General features: G+C 67.8%; 17 protein-coding genes. 7 read left to right on the top strand and 10 right to left on the bottom strand.

The genetic code is table 11. The annotated features are described in order from the left end of the window. Nucleotides 1–153 precede the first annotated feature (153 nt). Complete coding sequence (locus tag H587_RS0115255; protein WP_027176966.1) at nucleotides 154–1563, bottom strand: sigma-54 interaction domain-containing protein; 1410 nt, start codon at nucleotides 1561–1563, stop codon at nucleotides 154–156. A gap of 319 nt (nucleotides 1564–1882) precedes the next feature. On the opposite strand from H587_RS0115255, the gene H587_RS19960 reads away from it, so the two are divergent. The 7 genes from H587_RS19960 to H587_RS0115220 all read left to right on the top strand — a co-directional run bounded on the left by H587_RS19960 (nucleotide 1883) and on the right by H587_RS0115220 (nucleotide 9399). Next, complete coding sequence (locus H587_RS19960; protein ID WP_051202995.1) at nucleotides 1883–4993, top strand: response regulator; 3111 nt, start codon at nucleotides 1883–1885, stop codon at nucleotides 4991–4993. A 452-nt stretch (nucleotides 4994–5445) separates the two neighbouring features. Beyond that, nucleotides 5446–5823 (top strand): CGGC domain-containing protein, encoded by a 378-nt coding sequence (locus tag H587_RS0115245; RefSeq protein WP_027176965.1) that lies wholly within the window; start codon nucleotides 5446–5448, stop codon nucleotides 5821–5823. Nucleotides 5824–5840: 17 nt separating this feature from the next. Further along, a complete protein-coding gene (locus tag H587_RS19120; protein WP_084630893.1) occupies nucleotides 5841–6317 on the top strand; it encodes an iron-sulfur cluster assembly scaffold protein in 477 nt (158 codons plus the stop codon). A 5-nt stretch (nucleotides 6318–6322) separates the two neighbouring features. After that, nucleotides 6323–7624, top strand: a complete 1302-nt coding sequence (locus tag H587_RS19955) for an ARMT1-like domain-containing protein (protein ID WP_051202992.1) — start codon at nucleotides 6323–6325, stop codon at nucleotides 7622–7624. 202 nt (nucleotides 7625–7826) lie between these two features. Continuing rightward, nucleotides 7827–8027: a hypothetical protein gene (locus tag H587_RS0115230; protein WP_027176964.1), complete on the top strand. Its 201-nt coding sequence runs from the start codon at nucleotides 7827–7829 to the stop codon at nucleotides 8025–8027. Nucleotides 8028–8154: 127 nt separating this feature from the next. Beyond that, complete coding sequence (locus tag H587_RS0115225) at nucleotides 8155–8505, top strand: hypothetical protein (protein WP_027176963.1); 351 nt, start codon at nucleotides 8155–8157, stop codon at nucleotides 8503–8505. 216 nt (nucleotides 8506–8721) lie between these two features. Next, entirely contained in the window at nucleotides 8722–9399 is a 678-nt protein-coding gene (locus H587_RS0115220) for a CBS and ACT domain-containing protein (RefSeq protein WP_027176962.1), read from the top strand. Between the two features lie 208 nt (nucleotides 9400–9607). Here the strand turns inward: H587_RS0115220 and H587_RS0115215 are convergent, their stop codons facing one another. The 9 genes from H587_RS0115215 to H587_RS19110 all read right to left on the bottom strand — a co-directional run bounded on the left by H587_RS0115215 (nucleotide 9608) and on the right by H587_RS19110 (nucleotide 18689). Continuing rightward, nucleotides 9608–10990 carry a multiheme c-type cytochrome gene (locus H587_RS0115215; protein WP_027176961.1) on the bottom strand — a complete coding sequence of 461 codons (1383 nt, stop codon included), beginning with the start codon at nucleotides 10988–10990 and terminating at the stop codon, nucleotides 9608–9610. 44 nt (nucleotides 10991–11034) lie between these two features. Continuing rightward, complete coding sequence (locus H587_RS0115210) at nucleotides 11035–11619, bottom strand: cytochrome c3 family protein (RefSeq protein ID WP_027176960.1); 585 nt, start codon at nucleotides 11617–11619, stop codon at nucleotides 11035–11037. A 393-nt stretch (nucleotides 11620–12012) separates the two neighbouring features. Continuing rightward, on the bottom strand, nucleotides 12013–12480 hold the full coding sequence (locus H587_RS0115205) for a hypothetical protein (RefSeq protein WP_027176959.1): 468 nt from the start codon (nucleotides 12478–12480) through the stop codon (nucleotides 12013–12015). Between the two features lie 219 nt (nucleotides 12481–12699). Next, complete coding sequence (locus H587_RS0115200; RefSeq protein WP_027176958.1) at nucleotides 12700–12891, bottom strand: ferredoxin; 192 nt, start codon at nucleotides 12889–12891, stop codon at nucleotides 12700–12702. Between the two features lie 35 nt (nucleotides 12892–12926). Beyond that, nucleotides 12927–14264 carry a 4Fe-4S binding protein gene (locus H587_RS0115195; protein WP_027176957.1) on the bottom strand — a complete coding sequence of 446 codons (1338 nt, stop codon included), beginning with the start codon at nucleotides 14262–14264 and terminating at the stop codon, nucleotides 12927–12929. 97 nt (nucleotides 14265–14361) lie between these two features. Next, complete coding sequence (locus tag H587_RS0115190) at nucleotides 14362–15174, bottom strand: DUF4405 domain-containing protein (RefSeq protein ID WP_027176956.1); 813 nt, start codon at nucleotides 15172–15174, stop codon at nucleotides 14362–14364. A gap of 26 nt (nucleotides 15175–15200) precedes the next feature. Then, complete coding sequence (locus H587_RS0115185) at nucleotides 15201–15836, bottom strand: cytochrome b/b6 domain-containing protein (RefSeq protein ID WP_034609704.1); 636 nt, start codon at nucleotides 15834–15836, stop codon at nucleotides 15201–15203. 5 nt (nucleotides 15837–15841) lie between these two features. Then, entirely contained in the window at nucleotides 15842–17497 is a 1656-nt protein-coding gene (locus tag H587_RS0115180; protein ID WP_027176954.1) for a tetrathionate reductase family octaheme c-type cytochrome, read from the bottom strand. Nucleotides 17498–17840: 343 nt separating this feature from the next. After that, nucleotides 17841–18689 carry an MBL fold metallo-hydrolase gene (locus tag H587_RS19110; protein ID WP_034609614.1) on the bottom strand — a complete coding sequence of 283 codons (849 nt, stop codon included), beginning with the start codon at nucleotides 18687–18689 and terminating at the stop codon, nucleotides 17841–17843. Nucleotides 18690–18701: the final 12 nt, after the last annotated feature.

Here is an 18701-nt window from a genome sequence, read left to right as displayed (position 1 = left end):
CAACCTTTGAATTTGTCTGAATTTGCGGGGCGACCTGTAAGGAATGGTTGCCATAAGCTGTCACATATCATGAGTCGTGTTGCGCGAGCAAGCGGGGAATAATAAAACCGTTTAATGTGCGGCAATAGTCTATAATCATTATTTTAGTGTCAATTAAGATCCTTTGAAGCTTTCCTTTTTCAGGCCGTGGCGGGTCATGAGCTTGTGCAGCTGGCGGGTGGTGATGCCCGCGTGCTTGGCCGTGTCCGCGATGCGGCCCTTGTGCCGGGTCAGCACCTCGCGCAGGTAGCGCTCCTCCATGTCGTCCACGTAGCGCCGCCGGGCCTCGGAGAGCGGCAGGCTGGGGTCCACGGGCAGCAGGGTGGAGGCGGCCTCCTCGGCGAACATCTCGGCCGGGAAGCTCTCGGGGCCCAGCAGGTCCGAGGACTCCAGGATGTAGGCCCGTTCGATGACGTTCTCCAGCTCACGGACGTTGCCCGGCCAGGGATAGAGCCGGAAGGCCTCCAGAACCGAGGGCGCGAAGCCTCGGATGTCCGAGGGGTCGGTGCGCTTGATCCGGGCCAGGATTCCGGCCGCGATGAGCGGAATGTCCTCCACCCGTTCGCGCAGCGGCGGCAGCTCCACCGGGAAGACGTTCAGGCGGTAGAAGAGGTCCGTGCGGAACTTGTCCGCGCGGCAGAGCTGCTTGAGGTTCTCGTTGGTGGCCGCGATGATCCGCACGTTGGCCTCGATGTCCCGTTCGCCGCCCACGCGCTGGAAGCTCCGGTCCTGGAGCACGCCCAGGAGCTTGACCTGGGAGGAGGGCGGCAGGGTGCCCACCTCGTCCAGGAAGATGGTCCCGCCGGAGGCGATCTCGAACTTGCCGAGCTTCTGGCGCACGGCCCCGGTGAAGGCCCCCTTCTCATGACCGAACAGCTCGCTCTCGATGAGCGTTTCCGGGATGGCTCCGCAATGCACCGCGATGAACGGCTTGGCCGCGCGGTTGGAGTGCAGGTGCACCAGCCGGGCCATGGTGCCCTTGCCCACGCCGGTCTCGCCGGTGAGCAGCACCGTGGTCCGCGTGGGGGCCACCCGCCGGAGCTTGCGGAAGACCTCGCGCATGACCGGGGAGTTGGTCTGGGTCACGTCGTCGGGGTCTTTTTTCCAGAACCGCCCGCGCAGGTAGTCCAGCTCGTGCTGGAGCTGGTTCAGTTCCTCCAGGCTTTCGGTGACGTAGGCGATCTCGGTCGCGTCCAGGGGCAGGATGAGATAGTTGGCCGCCCCGGCCTTCACGGCCTTGACCGCCTCGCGGGTCAGCTCCGGCTGGCAGAGCACGAACACCGGGGTCTGCGGGGCCAGCTCCGCGAAGGCCGTGAGGTCGCGCTCGTAGTGGCGTTCCGAACCCCGGCCCGGGCCCTCGCCCAGGAAGCGCACGTCGATGAAGGCCAGGTCCGGGTGCCCGGCCAGGGCCTTCTGGAACGGAGCCTTGGACGCGAAGCGCTCCACGCGGCATTCGTCCTCGTAGCAGCGCTCCACGGCGGAATAGTCGGCGGCGGGGTCGCCGCACACGAGTATGGTTTTCATGGTTCTGGGGCGATCTTCCCCAATTCGGCGAGCCTGTCAATGGTCCGGGGCGGAAAACGGAAACGGCGGGAACCGCCAGTCATGGCTCCCGCCGTCTCGGAAAGCGTCGCCGGAGTGAAGGGGGGCCGGCGGCGCGAGGGGGACAATCATTATGTCAGTTTTCCCATAAATCGTTCAGGCCTCGGCTGTCAAGCGCCCGGGACGGGAATCGTCCCGGAATCCCGTTTCGGCGGGCCTTGCAAGCGGTCGTCATTTTGATAAGGCAAGAGGCGAGTCCCGGGGCAGTCCCCGGGGCGTCCCGTCAAACCTGGGAGTTTTGGTGCGCAACTGGATCCGCCGCCGTCTGGGCCTGACGTTCTCCCTCGTCCTGGTCCTCATCCTCGCCGTGGCCATGGCCTGTATCGGCGTGGTGCTGCGCCAGCGCCTCCTGCGCATGGAGACCGCCGTCTCCCAGGAGAACGAGCGTTCCGTCAGGACCCAGGCCGCCCAGCTCCTGGCCCGCTCGGTCCAGGACCAGGCCGGGCACCTCGACGCCCTGTTCCGCTCCTTCGAGTCCCAGGTGCGGACCGCCGCGGCCCAGGTCGCCTTTCTCCTGGAATACGCCGAACTGCACGCCGCCGAAGCCCCGTCCCGGGAAGTCCCGACCCCGGGGCCCGGGGGCTGGCTGGTCAACGATTCCCGGGCCCTGACCCAGGCCCTGCGCCGGGCCGGGCCGATTTCCGCCCGCGCCGACATCGAGATCGCGGCCCTGGCGCACCTGGGGCCGACCCTGGACGGCCTGCAACGCAACGATCCGCTCTGCCGGAGCGCCTGGTTCGCGGGCGCGTCCGGCTACATCCGCCGCGCACCCAATCCCGGCCGGGAATCCTTGCCCGAGGCGGATGTCGACCTCCTGGCCCGTCCGGCCTTCCGTCTGGCCGCGCCGGAGAGCGATCCCGGCCGAGGTCCGCGCTGGACCTCGGTCTACGAGGACGGCCTCAGCGGAGAACCCGTGGTCAGCGTGGCCGTGCCCGCGTATTCCGTTTCCGGGGCGTTTCTCGGCGTGGCCGGGATGGACCTGTCCCTGGCGGCCGTCGGCGAACGCGTCTTCGGCGGCCCCCACCCCCCCGTATCCCTGGGTCCGGCGGTGACGCGCACCCGTTTCGAGGGCGAGTTCTCCCTTCTCGTGACCCCGGACGGTGAAATTCTGGCCGCGCGGCCCAGCGATCTGGTCCGGCTGGGTCTGCCGGGCGACGGGCGTTCGCGGCTCAATCTGGGCGGGGCGGAGAATCCCGAGTCGCGGAGACTGGCCCGGGAGGTGCGCCGGGGCGTGGGCGGTTCCCTGACCCTGGTTCTGGGCGACCGGAACTGGAGCGCCTTCCATCATCCCATCGCGGTCACGGGCTGGAGCCTCTGTCTGTTCGTTCCCGAAGAGGAGTTACAGGCCGCCGTGGCCCACAGCCGGAACGTCATCGAAAGCGCGGTGGACGAGCTCGGCATGCCGATGCTTCTGATCCCCCTGGCCTTCATGGCCGTGGCCTCGGTCTTCGTCCTGCTCTTTTTCCGCATGTTGCTTCTGCGGCCCATCCGCAGGCTTCAGGACGGGTTCGCGGCCCTGGGGGCGGGCGACCTGGACGCCCACGTGGACGAGCGCCTGCCCGGCGAACTGGGCGGCCTGGCCCGGGCCTTCAACGAGACCGTGCGCTCCCTCAAGGCCGAGCATCTGGCCGCGCGCGGGGCCGAACTGCGCTACCGCGACATCTTCGAGAACGCCATCAACGGGTTCTATCTCACCGACGTCCAAGGCGCGGCGATCAGGGTCAATCCGGCCATGGCCCGGATGTTCGGCTACGAGGACGCGCGGGACATGGAGGCCCGGGGCCGGGACTTCGCCGTCCGCCACTACGTGGACCTCAAGGACCGGGAACGGCTGCTGGGCCTGGCCCGCGAGCGCGGCGAGATCCGGGGCCAGGAGATCGCCTACCGCCGCCTGGACGGCAGCCTGCTCTGGGGTTCGGTCAACGCCCGGGCCGTCTACGACGCCGACGGCCGGATGATCCGCATCGAGGGCACGGTGGAGGACGTGACCCAGCGCAAGCTGGCCGAACGGGAGCGCCAGGCCCTCAACGAACAGCTTTCGGCCATGAACGAACAGCTCTCGGCCATGAACGAGGAGCTTTCCGCCGCCAACGAGGAAATGTCCTCCACCAACGAGGAGCTGGTTCAGACCAACGACGAGCTGGTGGCCGAAATGGCCCGCCGCCGCGAGACCGAGGAGCGCCTGCGCGGCGCGCGCCTGGCCGCCGAGTCCGCCAGCCGGGCCAAGAGCGAATTCCTGGCCAACATGAGCCACGAGATCCGCACCCCGCTGAACGCGGTCATGGGCATGCTCCAACTGCTCGGCCGTTCCGAACTCACCGGCGAACAGGCCGAGTACGCCGACATCGCCCTGGTTTCCGCGCGCAGCCTGCTCTCGGTCATCAACGACATCCTCGACCTTTCGGCCGTGGAGGCGGGCAAGATGGTCCTGGCCGCCGAGCCCTTCGAGCCCGCCATGCTCCTGCGTCAGGTGGCCGACTCCTTCCTGGGCCAGGCCCGGAGCAAGGGCCTGCGCCTGGATTGGCACGTCGACGCGGACGTGCCGGAAATCCTCGTGGGCGACCCGGGCCGCCTGCGCCAGGTGCTCTTCAATCTCTTGGGCAACGCCGTGAAGTTCACGGATCGGGGCTTCGTGCGCGCGGACCTCTCGATCCTGCCCGTGCGCCCCGGACCGGAGCGCGTCCGTCTGCTGCTCATGGTCTCGGACTCGGGCATCGGCATCGACCCGGAGCAGGCGGCCTACATCTTCGAACCCTTCACCCAGGCCGACGGCTCCTTCGGCCGCAAGTACCAGGGCACCGGTCTGGGTCTGGGCATCGTCAAGCGCATCGTCACGCTCATGCACGGCTCCATCGCCGTGGACAGCGAACCGGGGCAGGGCGCCACGATCTGCGTCACCGTCGAGGTCCGCCTGCCCGGCCCGGAGGAATCACTGGCGCGCGACCGCCGCGAACGCGTCCGTCTGCCCGGCGCGCGGCTCAATGTCCTGGTGGCCGAGGACAGCCGCATCAACCGCATCCTCGTCACCCGCGTCCTGGAAAAGCTCGGGCACAACGTGACCGCCGCGGAGGACGGCCGCCGGACGCTGGAGATCCTGGCCCAGGACCGCTTCGACCTCCTGCTCCTGGACGTGCAGATGCCCGGCGTGGACGGCCTGGAAGTGACCCGCGCCGTGCGCGCCGGGGAGGCCGGAATCCTGGACCGCCGCATCCCCATCATCGCCATGACCGCCCACGCCATGAAGGGCGACCGCGAGACCTTCCTGGAGGCGGGCATGGACGGCTACATCGCCAAGCCCTTCGAACTGGACGAGTTCGCCGACACCCTGCGCGACGTCCTCAGCAAAACCTAGGCCGGCTTCGCCGGTCTACGGGAAGGCGGGATTCTTTCTCATGGGGCCGCCCTCCCGTCGCCTCTCCTCGTCTTTCTGAAATCCGGCGAAGCCGGGCCGCCCCGGCGCGTGGAGCGCCGCATGGGCGCGTTTTGATCCCTTGGCGTCGATGTGGGCGTGTTTCGCGCCATGAACGGCTCTTTGGGCCCCGCGCCGCCGGTGGAGCCGTCGCGCGCATGTTCCGGCCGCCTTGTTCCACCGCCGCTCCGGCGTTCCGCCCGCGCGAAGGGTCCAGTCCCGGGCGGAAGGGCGGGTGGAAAGGGGGCGCGTTTCAAGCCTGTCCGATCCCCATTTCTTGACAACATGCTGATATTCCATGCTTTCCATTCTGGCATCGGTCTTGCTGCCCTTGTAGACTGCTTCGGCGGCAATGGTCCGCGTGGCGCGGGCCGGCCGAAGACGAGGAGGGTTTCATGACGAAGATCGGCCTGATCCGTTGCGAGAAGAATGAATCCCGGTGTCCGCTCACCGGCTGCCTCGTCAGCTTGGCGGCATCGACCAACGGGTTCGCCTCCGTGCCGGACCCGGAACTCGTCGGGCTGTTCACCTGCCGCTGCCCGGGCGACAACGCCGTGAACGCTGCCCGGATTTTGAAGTCCAAGGGCGCGGAGGTCATCCATTGGTGCACCTGCGCCTTCGCGCGCAAGGCGGATGGGGAATGGCTGTTCGGCGGCGGCTTCTGCGGCGATTTCGACGCGCTGATGCGGCGCGTGGCGGAGGAGGCCGGGGTCCGCTGCGTCAAGGGGACGGCCCACCTCCCGAAGGGGTACCAGCCCGAAACCGTGGGGTGAATCCACTGGAGCCGTTTATGAAGAAGGACTTGGACGCCGTTGCCCGCGAGATTCAGGACAGCGCGTTCGCGGACGCTCGGCAGGCGCTGGGGGAAGACGCCTATCACCGCTGGCTGGCTCCCCCGTCCTTCGGGACGCTGCCCGATCCAGACGGCGAGGCCTCGCTGCGGGGAACCTGCGGCGACGGCATGAGGATCCAGTTGCAGATCGTGGACCGGCTGGTGGTGGATTCCGCCTTCTGGACCGACGGCTGCGGCCCCAGCGTGATCTGCGGCGCCATCGCGGCGGAGCTGGCGAGGGGAAAATCCGCCGAGGAGTTGCTGGACTTCGCCGGGGAGAGCATCCTGGCCGTCGCGGGCAAGCTCCCCGACGACCATGAGCACTGCGCGTTTCTGGCGGCCAGAACCCTGGCCGCGGCGGCCAATGACTATTTCGTCCGCCAGGCCCGGAGGCACGGTGGGGACGCTGGAGACGGCGAAGAGCAAGGCGCGTGAATGCCATGAGGACGGCCATCGACTGCATCCCGTGCCTGGCGCGGAACATTCTGGCCTGCGTCCGGCTGGCCACGGACGATCCGGCGCTGCATGAGCGGATGGTGCGCTTTTTCCTGCGCTCGGCGGCGGAGGCGGACTTCGACTCCACGCCGCCGGAGTTCGTGCGGCTCATGCACAGGAAACTGCGCGAGCTGACCGGGGTGGCCGACCCCTACCGGGAGGCCAAGGAGCGGATGAACGCCCTGGGCGTCGCCCTGGCGGCGGAATTGCGGGAGACGGTGGAGCGGGCGGACGATCCCGTGCGGATCGCGGCCCTGCTGGCCATCGCGGGCAACGTGCTCGACATGGGGGTGAACGCCGAGGTCGGGCTGCCCGAGGCCAGGGAGGCGGTCCGCCAGTCGCTTTCGACCGGCTGCCTCGGCGATCTGGATGCCTTCATCGAGTCGGCGGCCCGGGCGGATTCGATCCTCTACCTCGCGGACAACGCCGGGGAGATCGCCTTCGACCGGCTGCTTGTGGAACGGCTGGGCCCGGAGCGGGTGACGGTCGCGGTGCGCGGCGCGTCGATCCTCAACGACGCGACGCTGCACGACGCCCGCGAGGTCGGTCTCAATGGCCTGGCGCGGGTCATCGACAACGGGTCGGACGCGCCGGGAACCGTTCTGCGCGAATGCGGCGCGGCGTTCCGGGAGGCCTTCGACGCCGCCGACATGGTCCTGGCCAAGGGCCAGGGAAATTATGAAACGCTGTGCGATGCGGAGCGGGAGATCTTTTTTCTGTTCAAGGTGAAGTGCGGCGTCATCGCGGGTCGCTCGGGACTGCCGCTCGGGGCCCACGCCTTGCTGCGCAAGACGGGACGGGCCGGGTCCGGACGCATCAGCCATCAGGAGGCAGGCATGAGCATGGGATTTCCCCGGATCGAGGCCTCGCCCCGACGTCCGGGAGCGGGCAGGGGCGGCTGCGGCAAGGGCGGCGGCCGGGGCCTGGGAGGAGGTCGAGGTCTGGGCGGTGGTCGGGGCCAGGCGTCCGCCTGGGGGAACGGGTCCGGGGCGGGCCTGCCGTCTTCCCCGGGGGAACCCGGAGCCGTCCCGCAAACCCGGCGTCCCGGCAAGGCCGCTCCCGGCGGCCGGGGGCATGCGCTGGTCGATCCGGCGGCCTGCGACGGCTGCGGAACGTGCGTCGACCTGTGCCCCCTGGGCGCGATCAGCCTGCGCGGGGGCACGGCCGTCGTCGATGAGGGCATATGCGTCGGCTGCGGCGTCTGCGCCGCCAAATGTCCGCACGGGGCGATTTCATTGACGAAATGAGGTCCGGCTTCGCCGGTCTACGGAAAGGCGGGATTCTTTCTCATGGGGCCGCCCTCCCGCCGCCCCTCTTCGCCTTTCTGAAATCCGGCGAAGCCGGAAGGAATTGCCGGGGAGGGGAGAGGGTTCGTGGCGGAATCATTCGGTTTTTTGTTTCGCGCATGGTCCTTGCTTTATTTTTCTTGCGCCAAGGAGGCGGAAAAACATGAGCATGACCATCACCCCCGCGTCGCCGGTCCAGACCCCGAACCTCACCGAGCGCGGTCAGGCCGCGCCCAGCGCCGAGGAGGCCGCACGCGCCCTGGGCGCCGTGCGGGAGCAGGCCGGGCCCCCGGCCCTGGAGGCGCATCGGTTGACCCTGGAGCGGGTTCAGCGCCTGATCGCCGATCCCCTGGCCAAGAGCTGACGCTTTTTCCGGGCCCGGCCTTGCGCGCATCCCGGGGATGCCTTAGAACATGCTCAGGCGTGTTGTTTGGCGCATTTCCCGCCTGTCCACGGCGTCCCCTTGAAGGACGAGACAACAGGAGTCCCCAATGGAAAGCATCCCCGTCGGCGCCCTCATCGTCTCCCGCCGTCCCCTCCGCGAAATCCAGGGCTACTACCTGGGCCAGGGCCGGGTGGTCCTGCGGGCCAAAGGCCCCGCCAGGGTCACGAGCCTGAACAGCTTCGCGGGCGGCCATCAGGTCTGCGTGCTCGAGCACCCGGATCGGGTTCTCACGGCCCGCGAGATCGTGCGCCGGGCCCTGGACCTGCCCGAGGAGGGCTACCACCCCCGCACCTACGGCCGGGTCAAGCAGGACGACCGGATCATCTCCCCGGCCGTGACCGCTTCCACGGGGTCGGGCGTGAAGCCCACCTCCCCGCCGGAAGTCGTGCCCATGTAGCCGGGCGAAATCTCCGCCGCTTTCGAAGCGGCTCCCTGGAAGCCCAGCGCTTCCGGGGGCCGCTTCGCTTTTTCGGACCGGAAGGCGCGTTCCGCGCGGGCCGGGCCGGCCGCCGGACGCCACTAGCCAAACGGGCCTCTCTGGTTTATATCTGAAATCCATGAAAGAAACGCGCCCCGGCTTCACGGCCTGGGGCCAGGGAGGAGGAAACACCACATGCTCGTGAAGAACTGGATGACCACCGAAGTCATCACCCTGACCCCGGACAAGTCCATGATGAAGGCCGCCAAGTTGATGAAGGACCACAACATCAACCGCATCCCCATCGTGGACGAGGCGGGCAAGGTGGTCGGCATCGTCTCGGACCGGGACATCAAGGAAGCCTCGCCGTCCAAGGCCACCACCCTGGACATGCACGAGTTGTATTACCTGCTGTCCGAGCTGAAGATCGGCAACATCATGACCAAGAACCCGATCTGCCTGGGCCCCGAGGACACCATCGAAAAGGCCGCGGCCCTGATGATGGAGCACGGCTTCGGCGGGATGCCCGTGACCGACGAGAACGGCAAGCTCGTGGGCATCATCACCGACACGGACGTGTTCAAGGTGCTCATCTCCATCACCGGCGTGCTCGAGGGCGGCGTGCAGATCGGCTTCAACCTGCCCAACACCCCGGGCGGCCTGGTGCCCGTGCTGGACTTCCTCAAGGACCACGGCGCGCGGCTCATGAGCATGCTGACCGCCTCCGAGCCGCCGGAGAAGGGCATGCGCCACGTGTTCATCCGCATCCGCGACATGGACAAGTCGAGCCTGAAGAAACTCCGCGCCGAACTGGAGGAGAACTTCGACATGCTCTACTGGGTCCAGGACTCCGTCCACCCCGTCAGCAAGTGAGGCTTCGCCTCGTTTCAGAAAGGCGCAAGACCGGGGGGCTTCGCCCCGCTTGAGAAAGACAAAAGGCCGGAGAGGCGATCCTCTCCGGCCTTTCTGTTTTCCGTAGTCCGGCGAAGCCGGGGGGGCTTCGCCCCGCTTCAGAAAGGCGAAAGGCCGGGAAGGATTTCTTCCCGGCCTTTTGGGTTTTCCGTGGACCCCCGAAGGGGGATTACTTCTTGAAGATCCGCGGGGGCTTTTCCGTGGACCCCGTGGCCGCCGGATAGTTCGGGTAGCGATAGGCCTTGGTGTTGGTCTGGATGAGGTGGTCGGCCAGCTCCATGAACTTGTTGAAGCGCTTCTTGCACTCGTAGAAGCCGTGCCACCAGGAGTAGTCCGGGGCCATCATCATTGCGCCCATGCGCGCGCGGCGGCCCTCATGGTGCCACAACTCGTAGAACTCCACCTCCAGTTCCTCGTCGAAGTACTTTTCCGTGCTGACCAGGCCCTTCTGGACCAGCTCGTCCATCTTGGCCTTGGCGGGCTTGTAGTAGACCTCGTTGTAGGTTTCCACGACCTTGTCGAAGGCCGTGTAGTGGCCGTCGGTCCAGGACTTGGCGTGGCATTGGAGACAGACGGCCTTCATCTTGTCGCGCTCGGCCTTCCAGTCGGTCTTGGCCGGGAAGGCGGCGAAGTCCGAGGGCCGGACCGTGAGCGGGGCCTGGGTTTCCCAGGACAGGCGCTCGGTCACGTCGTGGGAGCCCTTGACCTTGCCGGAGCCGGACATGTGGCAGGCCGCGCAGGTGGGGGCGCGGTAGTCCGTGCCCGGAGTCCAGGCCCCGCCCGCCGTGTTCCAGTTGTAGGTGTCGCCGAAGGCCGTGTAGATGTCGCCGTGCTTGGACTCCATGAAGATCTCGATCTGCGGGTGGTCCGGGCCGAGGTGGCACTGGCCGCAGGCCTCGGGCTTGCGGGCCTCCATGACCGAGAAGCGGTGGCGGGTGTGGCAGGAGGTGCAGGAGCCCAGGCTGCCGTCGGGATTGAGGCGGCCCACGCCCACGTTGGGCCAAGTGGCCGGATCGAGTTCGCCCTTGTCGTTGAAGGCCACGATGGTGCCGTGGCAGACGTAGCAGCCCGCCTTGCGCTCGTCATCGGAGTTCATGCCCTTGTTCAGCCAGGGGTCGATCTTCCACATGATCTCGATGGTGTTGGCGTGCTTGGACTTGGCGTACTGGGAGGACTCGTCCGGGTGGCAGCGGGAGCAGTCCTTGGGCGAAACCACGGCCGTCACCGGGATGAAGAACTCCTTGGAGCCGAAGGGCAGCTCCTTGCGGTCGTAGTACTGGGCGTGGCTCTTGCTCACGTCCTTGTCCGTCTCCTGGGCCTGGTGGCAGTCCAGGCAGGTGATGTTGGCCGAGGCGTGGCGGCTCATGGCCCAGTCCGCGAAGAGCCCGGGGGTCTCCTGGCGGTGGCACTGGATGCAGGCCTCGGCCTGCTTGGGCATGCCGCGTTCGATGCGGTATTCCTTGGGTTTCGGGAAGTTCTGCTGGGCCGGGGCCGGGGCGGCGACAGCCAAAATCAGGCCGAGAGCCGGCAGCAGGGCCAGGATTCTCCTCATCTCCATCCTCCTCTCGTTTGGCGTCCGAAAAACGTGTCCGGCGGTCACAGCGCGCCGGGAACTCCCAGGGTGGTCAGGCCCGTGGCCCGGTAGGGCGGGGCGTATTGCTTGTAGGCGTAGATGGCGCGGTCCACATGCACGAGGTTGCGGTGGCAGTCGGTGCACTTGCGGCTCTCGCCCTCGGGCGGATAGAGGGCCGCGCGGTGGGCCAGCATGGCTCCCCGGTTGTTGGGGATGTTCGTGATGTTGCGGTGGCACTTGAGGCACTGGTCGTCCTTGATGGAGGCGTAGGCCTTGAGCCGGTTCTCGGCCCGGTCGTAGCCCTCGGGGCCGTGGAGCACGTGGGCGGCCACGTCCTTCATTCCGTGCAGGGTCTTGTTGTAGAAGAAGTCCACGGTGTCGTGGGGCGCGGGCAGGTGGCAGTCCATGCAGTCGGCCACCAGTCCCTGGGCGTTGTTGCGGTGGGTGGAGGTCGTCCAGGCGTTGAACGCGGGCTCGATCTCGTGGCAGGAGGCGCAGAACCCCGGGGTCGAGGTGCGGACCATGGTGTAATAGGTCATGCTGAAGACGGGAAAGGCCAGCAGCACGCCGAGTCCGACGAGAAGCAGGGATTTGATGGACCGCCGCATCGCTCCTCCTGGGTTCGGGGACGGGGAATCACCTCACCATTAGCACGGATTCTGGATTCAGACAAATGATAATGGGAAAACGGGAACGAGGATTTGACTTGAGTCAAAAAACCGGCTTCGCCGCCGACTTCGTCGGTTTATGGAAAGGCAAATGAAAAGGCGGGGAGTCTCCCCGCCCGCTTTTTTATGCAGCGCCTTTCCCCCGTCATTCTCAAACAGGCCTCAGACCCTCTCCTGCCTTTCCATGATCCCCCGAAGGGGGCCGGCTTCGCCGGTTTATGGAAAGGCGGGGAAGGGCGGCGTCTTTTCTGGTGATGGGGCCGGACGCCGTTTATCCCCGTGCCGCACCGGAAAGGGGCGGCGCTTTGGGGTGGCTTGCCGCGCCGGTCGTGCTCATTGGACCGACCAGCCCTCGGAGAATTGCGGCGTCAGGGTCGGGCAGACCCGCCGCGCGGCCTCCAGGGCGTCCTCCTTTCTGACGAAGGGAAGGAGGATGCCCAGGCCGTTGTAGACGTTCCATACGGGAGCGGAGCTGATCAAGGGCTCGCCGTTGACCGTGATGCGGATGTTTCTGTAGCTGCAGGTCCAGCCGTTGTAGCTGATGTTTTCGTGGGGCGTGGCGTTGCGGAGCGCGATGAGCGCCGCGGTGGACTCTTCATTGAGCCGCATGTTGAAATAGTAGAAGCATCCGTTTTCGGACGGCATCCCCATGGTCTTCTCCCACCGCTCGGATTCAAAACGCATGATCCGTATTCCCGTCACGTTTTCGCACGAGACGGGGAACTCCGGCTGGGCCCAGGCGGACGGCGGCAGCGCGAGGGAGAGCAGGAGCAGGAGCCCGGACAGCGGCGTTTTTCGCATGTTTTGAGCAGTACCTTTCGGCCCGCCGGATTTCAATCCGCTCCCCCTTCGGGGGGAACCGGAACAGCCAAGGGAAAAGGCGGTCCGGCTTCGCCGGTGTTCAGAAAGGCCGAAGAAAAAGGCGGGGAATTTCCCCGCCTTCTTTTGTATGCGGAACCTCCCCCCGTCTTTCCGAGACGGGCCGAAGGCCCTCGCCTTTCTATAACCCGGCGAAGCCGGTTATTCCCAGTGGATGCACTGGGCCGGGCAGGTGTCGATGGCTTCCTGGATCTGTTCTTCGGGCGCGCCGTCGGGGTTGACCACCCGGGCCTTGCCCGCGCTGTCGTCCATGGCGAACACGTCCGGGCAGATGCCCACGCAGGATTCGCATCCGATGCACTCGTCCTGATCGATGTACACGACCTTGGCCATTGTGAACCTCCGTTGGTTTGCGCGCGCCCTGACGATCAGATGCGCGCGACGCCGAGAAACACGGCGTGCAGACTGACCGCCGCCGTGAGGAAAAGCGTCCTGGCGGACGCCGCCGAAAGCCCCGGAAAGCGGTACCCCAGGCTTCCGTGGGCGCAGGCCCCCAGGCAGTCCCCGCAGAGCGTGCAGGTCGGGCCCGGGCGGCCCTTGTCGATGTCCCCGGGCGTCAGGGCGGCGTACCGGCAGCGGCGCGCGCAGGCCCCGCAACGGGTGCAGGACGCGTCCATGCGCACGCGCAGCGGGTTGATCCGGCCGAGCAGGTTCGCCACCAGGCCCATGGGACACCAAGTGAGACAATGTAGCATGATTCCGGCCCGCCGGGACAGGATAATCATGACGCCGACCCCGGCAAGGCCGAACAGCGCGGCTCCCCAGGCGGCCAGGAGCCAGGAGGCCCCGAGCAGGCGCAGGCCCAGGGCCGCGCCGCAGACCAGGAGCAGGGTGGACAGCCGGGCGGGCAGGGCCCAGCGGGCGGCGCGCTCCTGGACGCGGGCCAGTTCGGCGGGCGAGAGCCGGGCGCGGGAGGCGGCCAGGCCGTCCCAGGCCCCGATGTAGCAGAGGTGGCTGCACCAGGCCGGGCCCACGAGCAGGAGGGTGACGCCGAAGAGGATGGGCATGAACAGGCCGCCGCCCCGGAAGATCGGCCCGGCCGCGATGAGCGCGGGCACGGGCAGATGGAGCCTGCCGGTCATGAGGAAGGATTCCGAGACGAGCAGGCCGAGCAGGAGTTGGCCGAAGAACACGATGGAGAAACCGAGCCAGAGCCGCAGCCGGAGCCGGGCGGTGTCGCGGGCGTCCAGAAGGCGGCCGCAGAGCCAGGCGGCGTAGAGCGCCAAGCCGAGGATCTCCAGGGGGCCGGAGCCGGGTAGGAAACGGTCGGCCAGCAGGATCGGCAGGGGGCTCATGGCCCGGGCCGTGAGGAGCAGCCCGGCGGTGGCCAGGAAGGCGGCGGCGCGGGCCGCGTCGTTCGGCGTGGCGCGGTGGAGGAATTCCCGGCCTCGGGCGGAGAGGACCAGGGCGGCGGACAGGGCCGTGAGCGCCAGGACCGGGCCGAGGATGAGGACCAGCCGCAACCAGGGCTCGCCGGTGGCCGCCCGCAGGCGCACGAGCTCCGCGCCGGTTCCGGCCCAGACGAGGCAGCCCCAGAGCAGGACGCCGGCCAGCACGGGCCGAAGCCAACTCCGGCGGGTAAAGACCAGGGCGGCCAGGCCGAACAGGGCCAGGGCCAGGCCCCGGCCCCCGGCGCGCAGGGCGTGGGCGGCCAGCAAGGCCAGGGACAGCAGGGGCAGGACCGGGACGGTCGGGAATCGGATCACGCCGCACCTCCGGCTCCCGTGTACGCGGAAACCGGAGGGCGGGACATGATCCAGGTCAAAAACCGCGAGGAGATGGGGCGGATTTTTCAACGATCGGCTACTTGCCGCGCAGAATCGCCCAGATGTCGTCCGGCGCCTTGTTGGCGGCCCGGGCGATCTCCTTGAGGCTCTGGTCCGGCCGGGAGGCGATGCCCGCGTCGGCAAGCCGCTGCCCGGCCTCCTTGATGTTCAGGCCGTACTCCTGGCAGATGTCGGCCAGGTTGCGTCCTCCGGTGCCGGGCGGCGGGGTTTCGGGCAGAACCCCGGCTGGGCCGGGAGCGGGCTCGGGCCGCATGATCCGGTATAGGGCCTGGGGCGTGACCCCCTGGCGCTCGGCCACGGCCTGGAGGGTCTCCTCCGGACCGGAGACGGCCACCCCGGCCGCGCGCAGACGCGCCAGGGAGTCGTCCAGGTTCAGGCCCACACGGGAGGCGAAGGTCTTCAGCGTGGACAGCTCGGCGTGGCCGTAGGGCGGTTCGCCGTAAAGCCGGGCCGCGCGGTCCTGGAACCAGATGTTGCCGTCCGTGATGGTCGAGAAGGGCGGCAGGCCGAGGAGCGTCCCCAGGACGAAGGCCAGGGTGATTCCGGCGGCCCAGTTGAATTCCCTGGTGAAGAGCCGGAAGTTCCTGGCCTTGTCCTTGAGGTAGGAGACGAGCGGCGTCCAGTTGTACCAGACGTGCAGACCGAGGGCGACGAGGAAGAGGACGCCGGTGTTGATGTGCACCGCGCCCCACTGTTCCTTGCTCAGGCCCATGAGCCGCCAGCCCGACCAGTAGGCCACGCGGCCCGGCGGCTCGATGTAGAGGACCACGCTGGTCAGCAGCACGAGGACCAGCGAGAGCAGGGCGGTCAGTGAGACGATTCTCCGCATGAGTTTCTCCGTTGACGTTGAGGTCGCTATGCGCCCTTTCCGGCGCGTTCCCAATCCTGCACCTCGCCCTCCTCGACCTCTTCCCAGCCCGTGAACATGGCCGCCACGTGGGCCGTGAGGGTGTGGCCCGTGGTGGTCATGTAGACGTGGACCACGAAGAAGATGAGGATGGCGAAGGCGCAGGCCATATGCACCACGGCCACGGCCTCCAGGCTCAGGAAGCCCAGGCCCCAGGCGGGCCATTGGTTGTAGGTCCAGTAGAGCAGGCCGGAGATCATCTGCACCGGCAGGAGCAGGGCGGCCAGGCCGAGGTAGGTCAGGCGCTGCAGGGGGTTGTGCTTGGCGTCCGGGCGCTTCCTCACCGGGTGGGGCTCACCCCGGAAGATGCCCACGGCGTAGTAGCGGATCACCTCGAAGAGCTTCCTCGTCGTCGGAATGTACTGCTTCCACTGGCCCGTGGTGAAGAGCCAGAAGACGAAGAAGGCGAAGAGCACGAGCCAGGTGACGCCGAGGGTTTCATGCCAGGCCGCGGCCCGTTTGAAGCCGAGCAGGGTGAAGGCCCCGTGGACCTCCAGGCCGGTGACGAGCAGGAGCACGATGAGCAGGGCCTGGATCCAGTGCCAGAACCGCTCGTAGCGGGTGTAGAGGTAGATCTTGGTCATGCCGTTCACTGGTTGTCCTCCTTCTTGCGGCGGGAGACGACCCGGCCCAGGCCGTGCAGGGCCACGCCGACCAGGGCCGCCACCGCACCGCTCCAGCCCAGCCAATCGAGCAGGCGGGAGCCGTCGCGGGCGGGCATGTAGAATCCGGCCAGGCCGGCCAGGCGTCCGACGCGGGCGTGGCACTGTTCGCAGGCCAGGGCCTTGTCCTTGGGCGCGACCATATGGGTGATGGGGTAGACGTACTCGGTCTCCACGAACTCGTAGCGGCCGCTGTAGGGCAGTCCCACGTAGTCCATGCCCGCCTTGAGCGCGGCGTTCCAGTCGTAGGTCTTCCAGTAGGCCGCGTCGTCCTTGCCGAAGAGATGGGGGATGAGCATGTTCCGGTTCACCGGATCATAGGGCGTCTTTCCCCGGTGGACCTTGAAGGGCATGATCCGGGCGTTGGGGTCCGAGCGCTCGCCCACGGGCCAGCTCAGACGCACGGTCCTGGACGGATCGATCTTGTCCTTGGCCGTGGTGTTGGTGATGCTGCCGTTGAACCAGTAGTACTCGGGCACGACCTTCTCGTCCCAGACGAAGTCGCCCTTCTTGGAGTCGTAGGAGGGCTTGCCCAACGGCCCCATGGTCTTGAACGGCTTGCCGTCCTTCATCTTGCCCGCCGTGGACCAGTCCCAGTACATCTTGGTCGGCAGAACCCGGGCGTATTCCGGCACGTGGCAGGACTGGCAGGCCACCTTGTCGGTGTGGTCGTTCATCTTGGCGGACTTGTGCGGGGAGGCCGTGTGGCAGGACTCGCAGGTGATCTTGGAGGTCAGGTCGTCCTGCACCAGGCTTTTGCGCTCCTTGGCCGCCGGGGTGGAGTAGATGCGGCCCGCGATGTTGTGGAGTTTCGTGGTGTGGCAGCGGGCGCAGTCGAAGTCCTGGCCGCCGGACTCCTTGGAACCCATGTGCACGTCCAGGCTCTTGACCGGATTGGTCAGGGAGGAGTCCAGGTCGCCGTGCTTCACGCCGTCGCCGCCGCCGCCGTGGAAGTGGCAGGCGCCGCAGTTGTTGCGCGACGGCCGCCCCACGCTCTGGGCCACGGCGTTCCAGTCCGGGGGCAGGTACTCCATCTTGTCCTCGGGGAAGACCGTGGGCTCGGTGGCGGGGTTTCCGGCCATGGTCGGGAACTTCTTGTAGGTGCCCGTGGTCTCGTGGCAGACGAGGCAGTCCACCTTGGTCGGGTCGCTGAAGTCGAAGTTCTTATCCTTCCAGCCGTAGCCCGCGTGGCAGGAGGTGCAGCGGGGTTCGTTGGAGGGCAGGGCCACGCAGAAGTTGTTTACGGTGAATCCGCCCTTGCCCACCTTGCGCTCCGGCGGTTCGCTGGGATCGAGCCAGGTCCAGTGGATGGTGCGGTGGAACTGGAGGGCCGCCTGGTTGTGGCAGGACAGGCAGGTCTGGGTCACCTCCGGGCCGGAGGCGAAGTGTTTCTTCAGGGCCTCGTGCTTGGTGTGGTCCGCCGTGACCCAGAGCTGGCGCTCCTTGGTGGCCTGGCGGGCCATGACCCGCCCTTGGGCCTCCGGGGCCCCGCCGGACGGCGCCTCGGCCGCCTCCAGGCCGCCGGGGTGGAAGAGCAGGGCCGCCGCCAGCAGCAGGGCCGTGCGCCATGTCCATCCGATCATGCCGTCCTCCTCTCGGTTTGCGTTCCCGCCTCCCCGTGGACCGGGATCGTTGGAAGGATCGTGCCAGATCCGCGATCCTGTCGGGAACCTGTGAAAAGGCAATGAAATGAAAGAGATCGAGCACGATTCCCGACCTGATCCCGGTCCGCCGTCGAGGTCTCGGCCCGCGCCGCCTTCTGCAGGTGACTATGCAGGTGCTTACGCAGGCGGCCAGTCCGCGACAGGCCGGAACCGGGTTCTTCCTTTCTTAGCATGTCCCGTGCGGAGCGGACAAGGAAAACTCTTCTGATTGCGGGAGGATAAGCCCTACCAGGTTGGGAGGGATTCGCCGCCGGGCGACGGCTCAGAGGTCGAGAACGAGCCCCGAGGCCAGGGGGGCCACCGGCACGGGCAGCTCCCGGCGCAGGAATTCGGAGGCCTCCCGGCCCGTGCAGTGGCCCGGGAAGACCCGCTCCGCGCCGTGCTCCACCAGGGTCCGGGCGGTCTCGTCCAGGGTGGCGGCCGGGGCCCCGTTCAGGTGCAGGCCGCCGAGCACGAAGGCCGGTTTCAGGTCGCCGAAGAAGTGCCGCACCCGGGCCAGGGTGTTGGCCAGGCCGGAGTGGCAGCAGCCCAGGATCACGCCCATGCGGTCGCCGCGGGCGAACACGAGGCAGGCGTCGTCCGGGATGCCGTCCGGCCAGCGGCCCTCGGGGTCCAGGCACATGCCGTCCACGGCCTGGGCCCGGCCGGGTTCGCGGGGGATGGCAGCGACCATGTACAGCCCCTCGTCCAGGCGCAGGCAGGAATGCGCGGGCCGCAGGCGGCAGGCGTCCAGCAGGCCCGGGGGGCAGGGGCAGCCGATGTCGCAGGCCAAGGGGCTTTGGCCCCGGCGGCAACGGCGGATGGCGAAGGCCGGATGGGCGGCCACCTGCCCCTGGAAGCGCGGGTCGCGCAGGAGGTGCTCCAGGCCGCCGGTGTGGTCGTAGTGCCCGTGGCTCAGGGCCAGGCCCCGGGCCGTGGCGGGTTCGACGTCCAGGCGGCGGGCCTGTTCCAGGAAGAGGTCGGTGCGGCCGGTGTCCCAGAGCCAGAGTCCGCCGTCCGGCAGCGTCAGGGCCAGGCTCAGGCCGTGCTCGGCCTGGAACCCCGGCAGGGCCTCGTTGTCCGCCAGCACGGCCAGTCGCAGTCCGAGGGCGGGGCGGGCGTCGTCGGGCATGGCTTCTCCCGC

It is taken from the genome of Desulfovibrio aminophilus DSM 12254, from assembly GCF_000422565.1.
Classification (GTDB): domain Bacteria; phylum Desulfobacterota; class Desulfovibrionia; order Desulfovibrionales; family Desulfovibrionaceae; genus Aminidesulfovibrio; species Aminidesulfovibrio aminophilus.
This window is presented reverse-complemented; position numbering and strand designations above follow the sequence as displayed.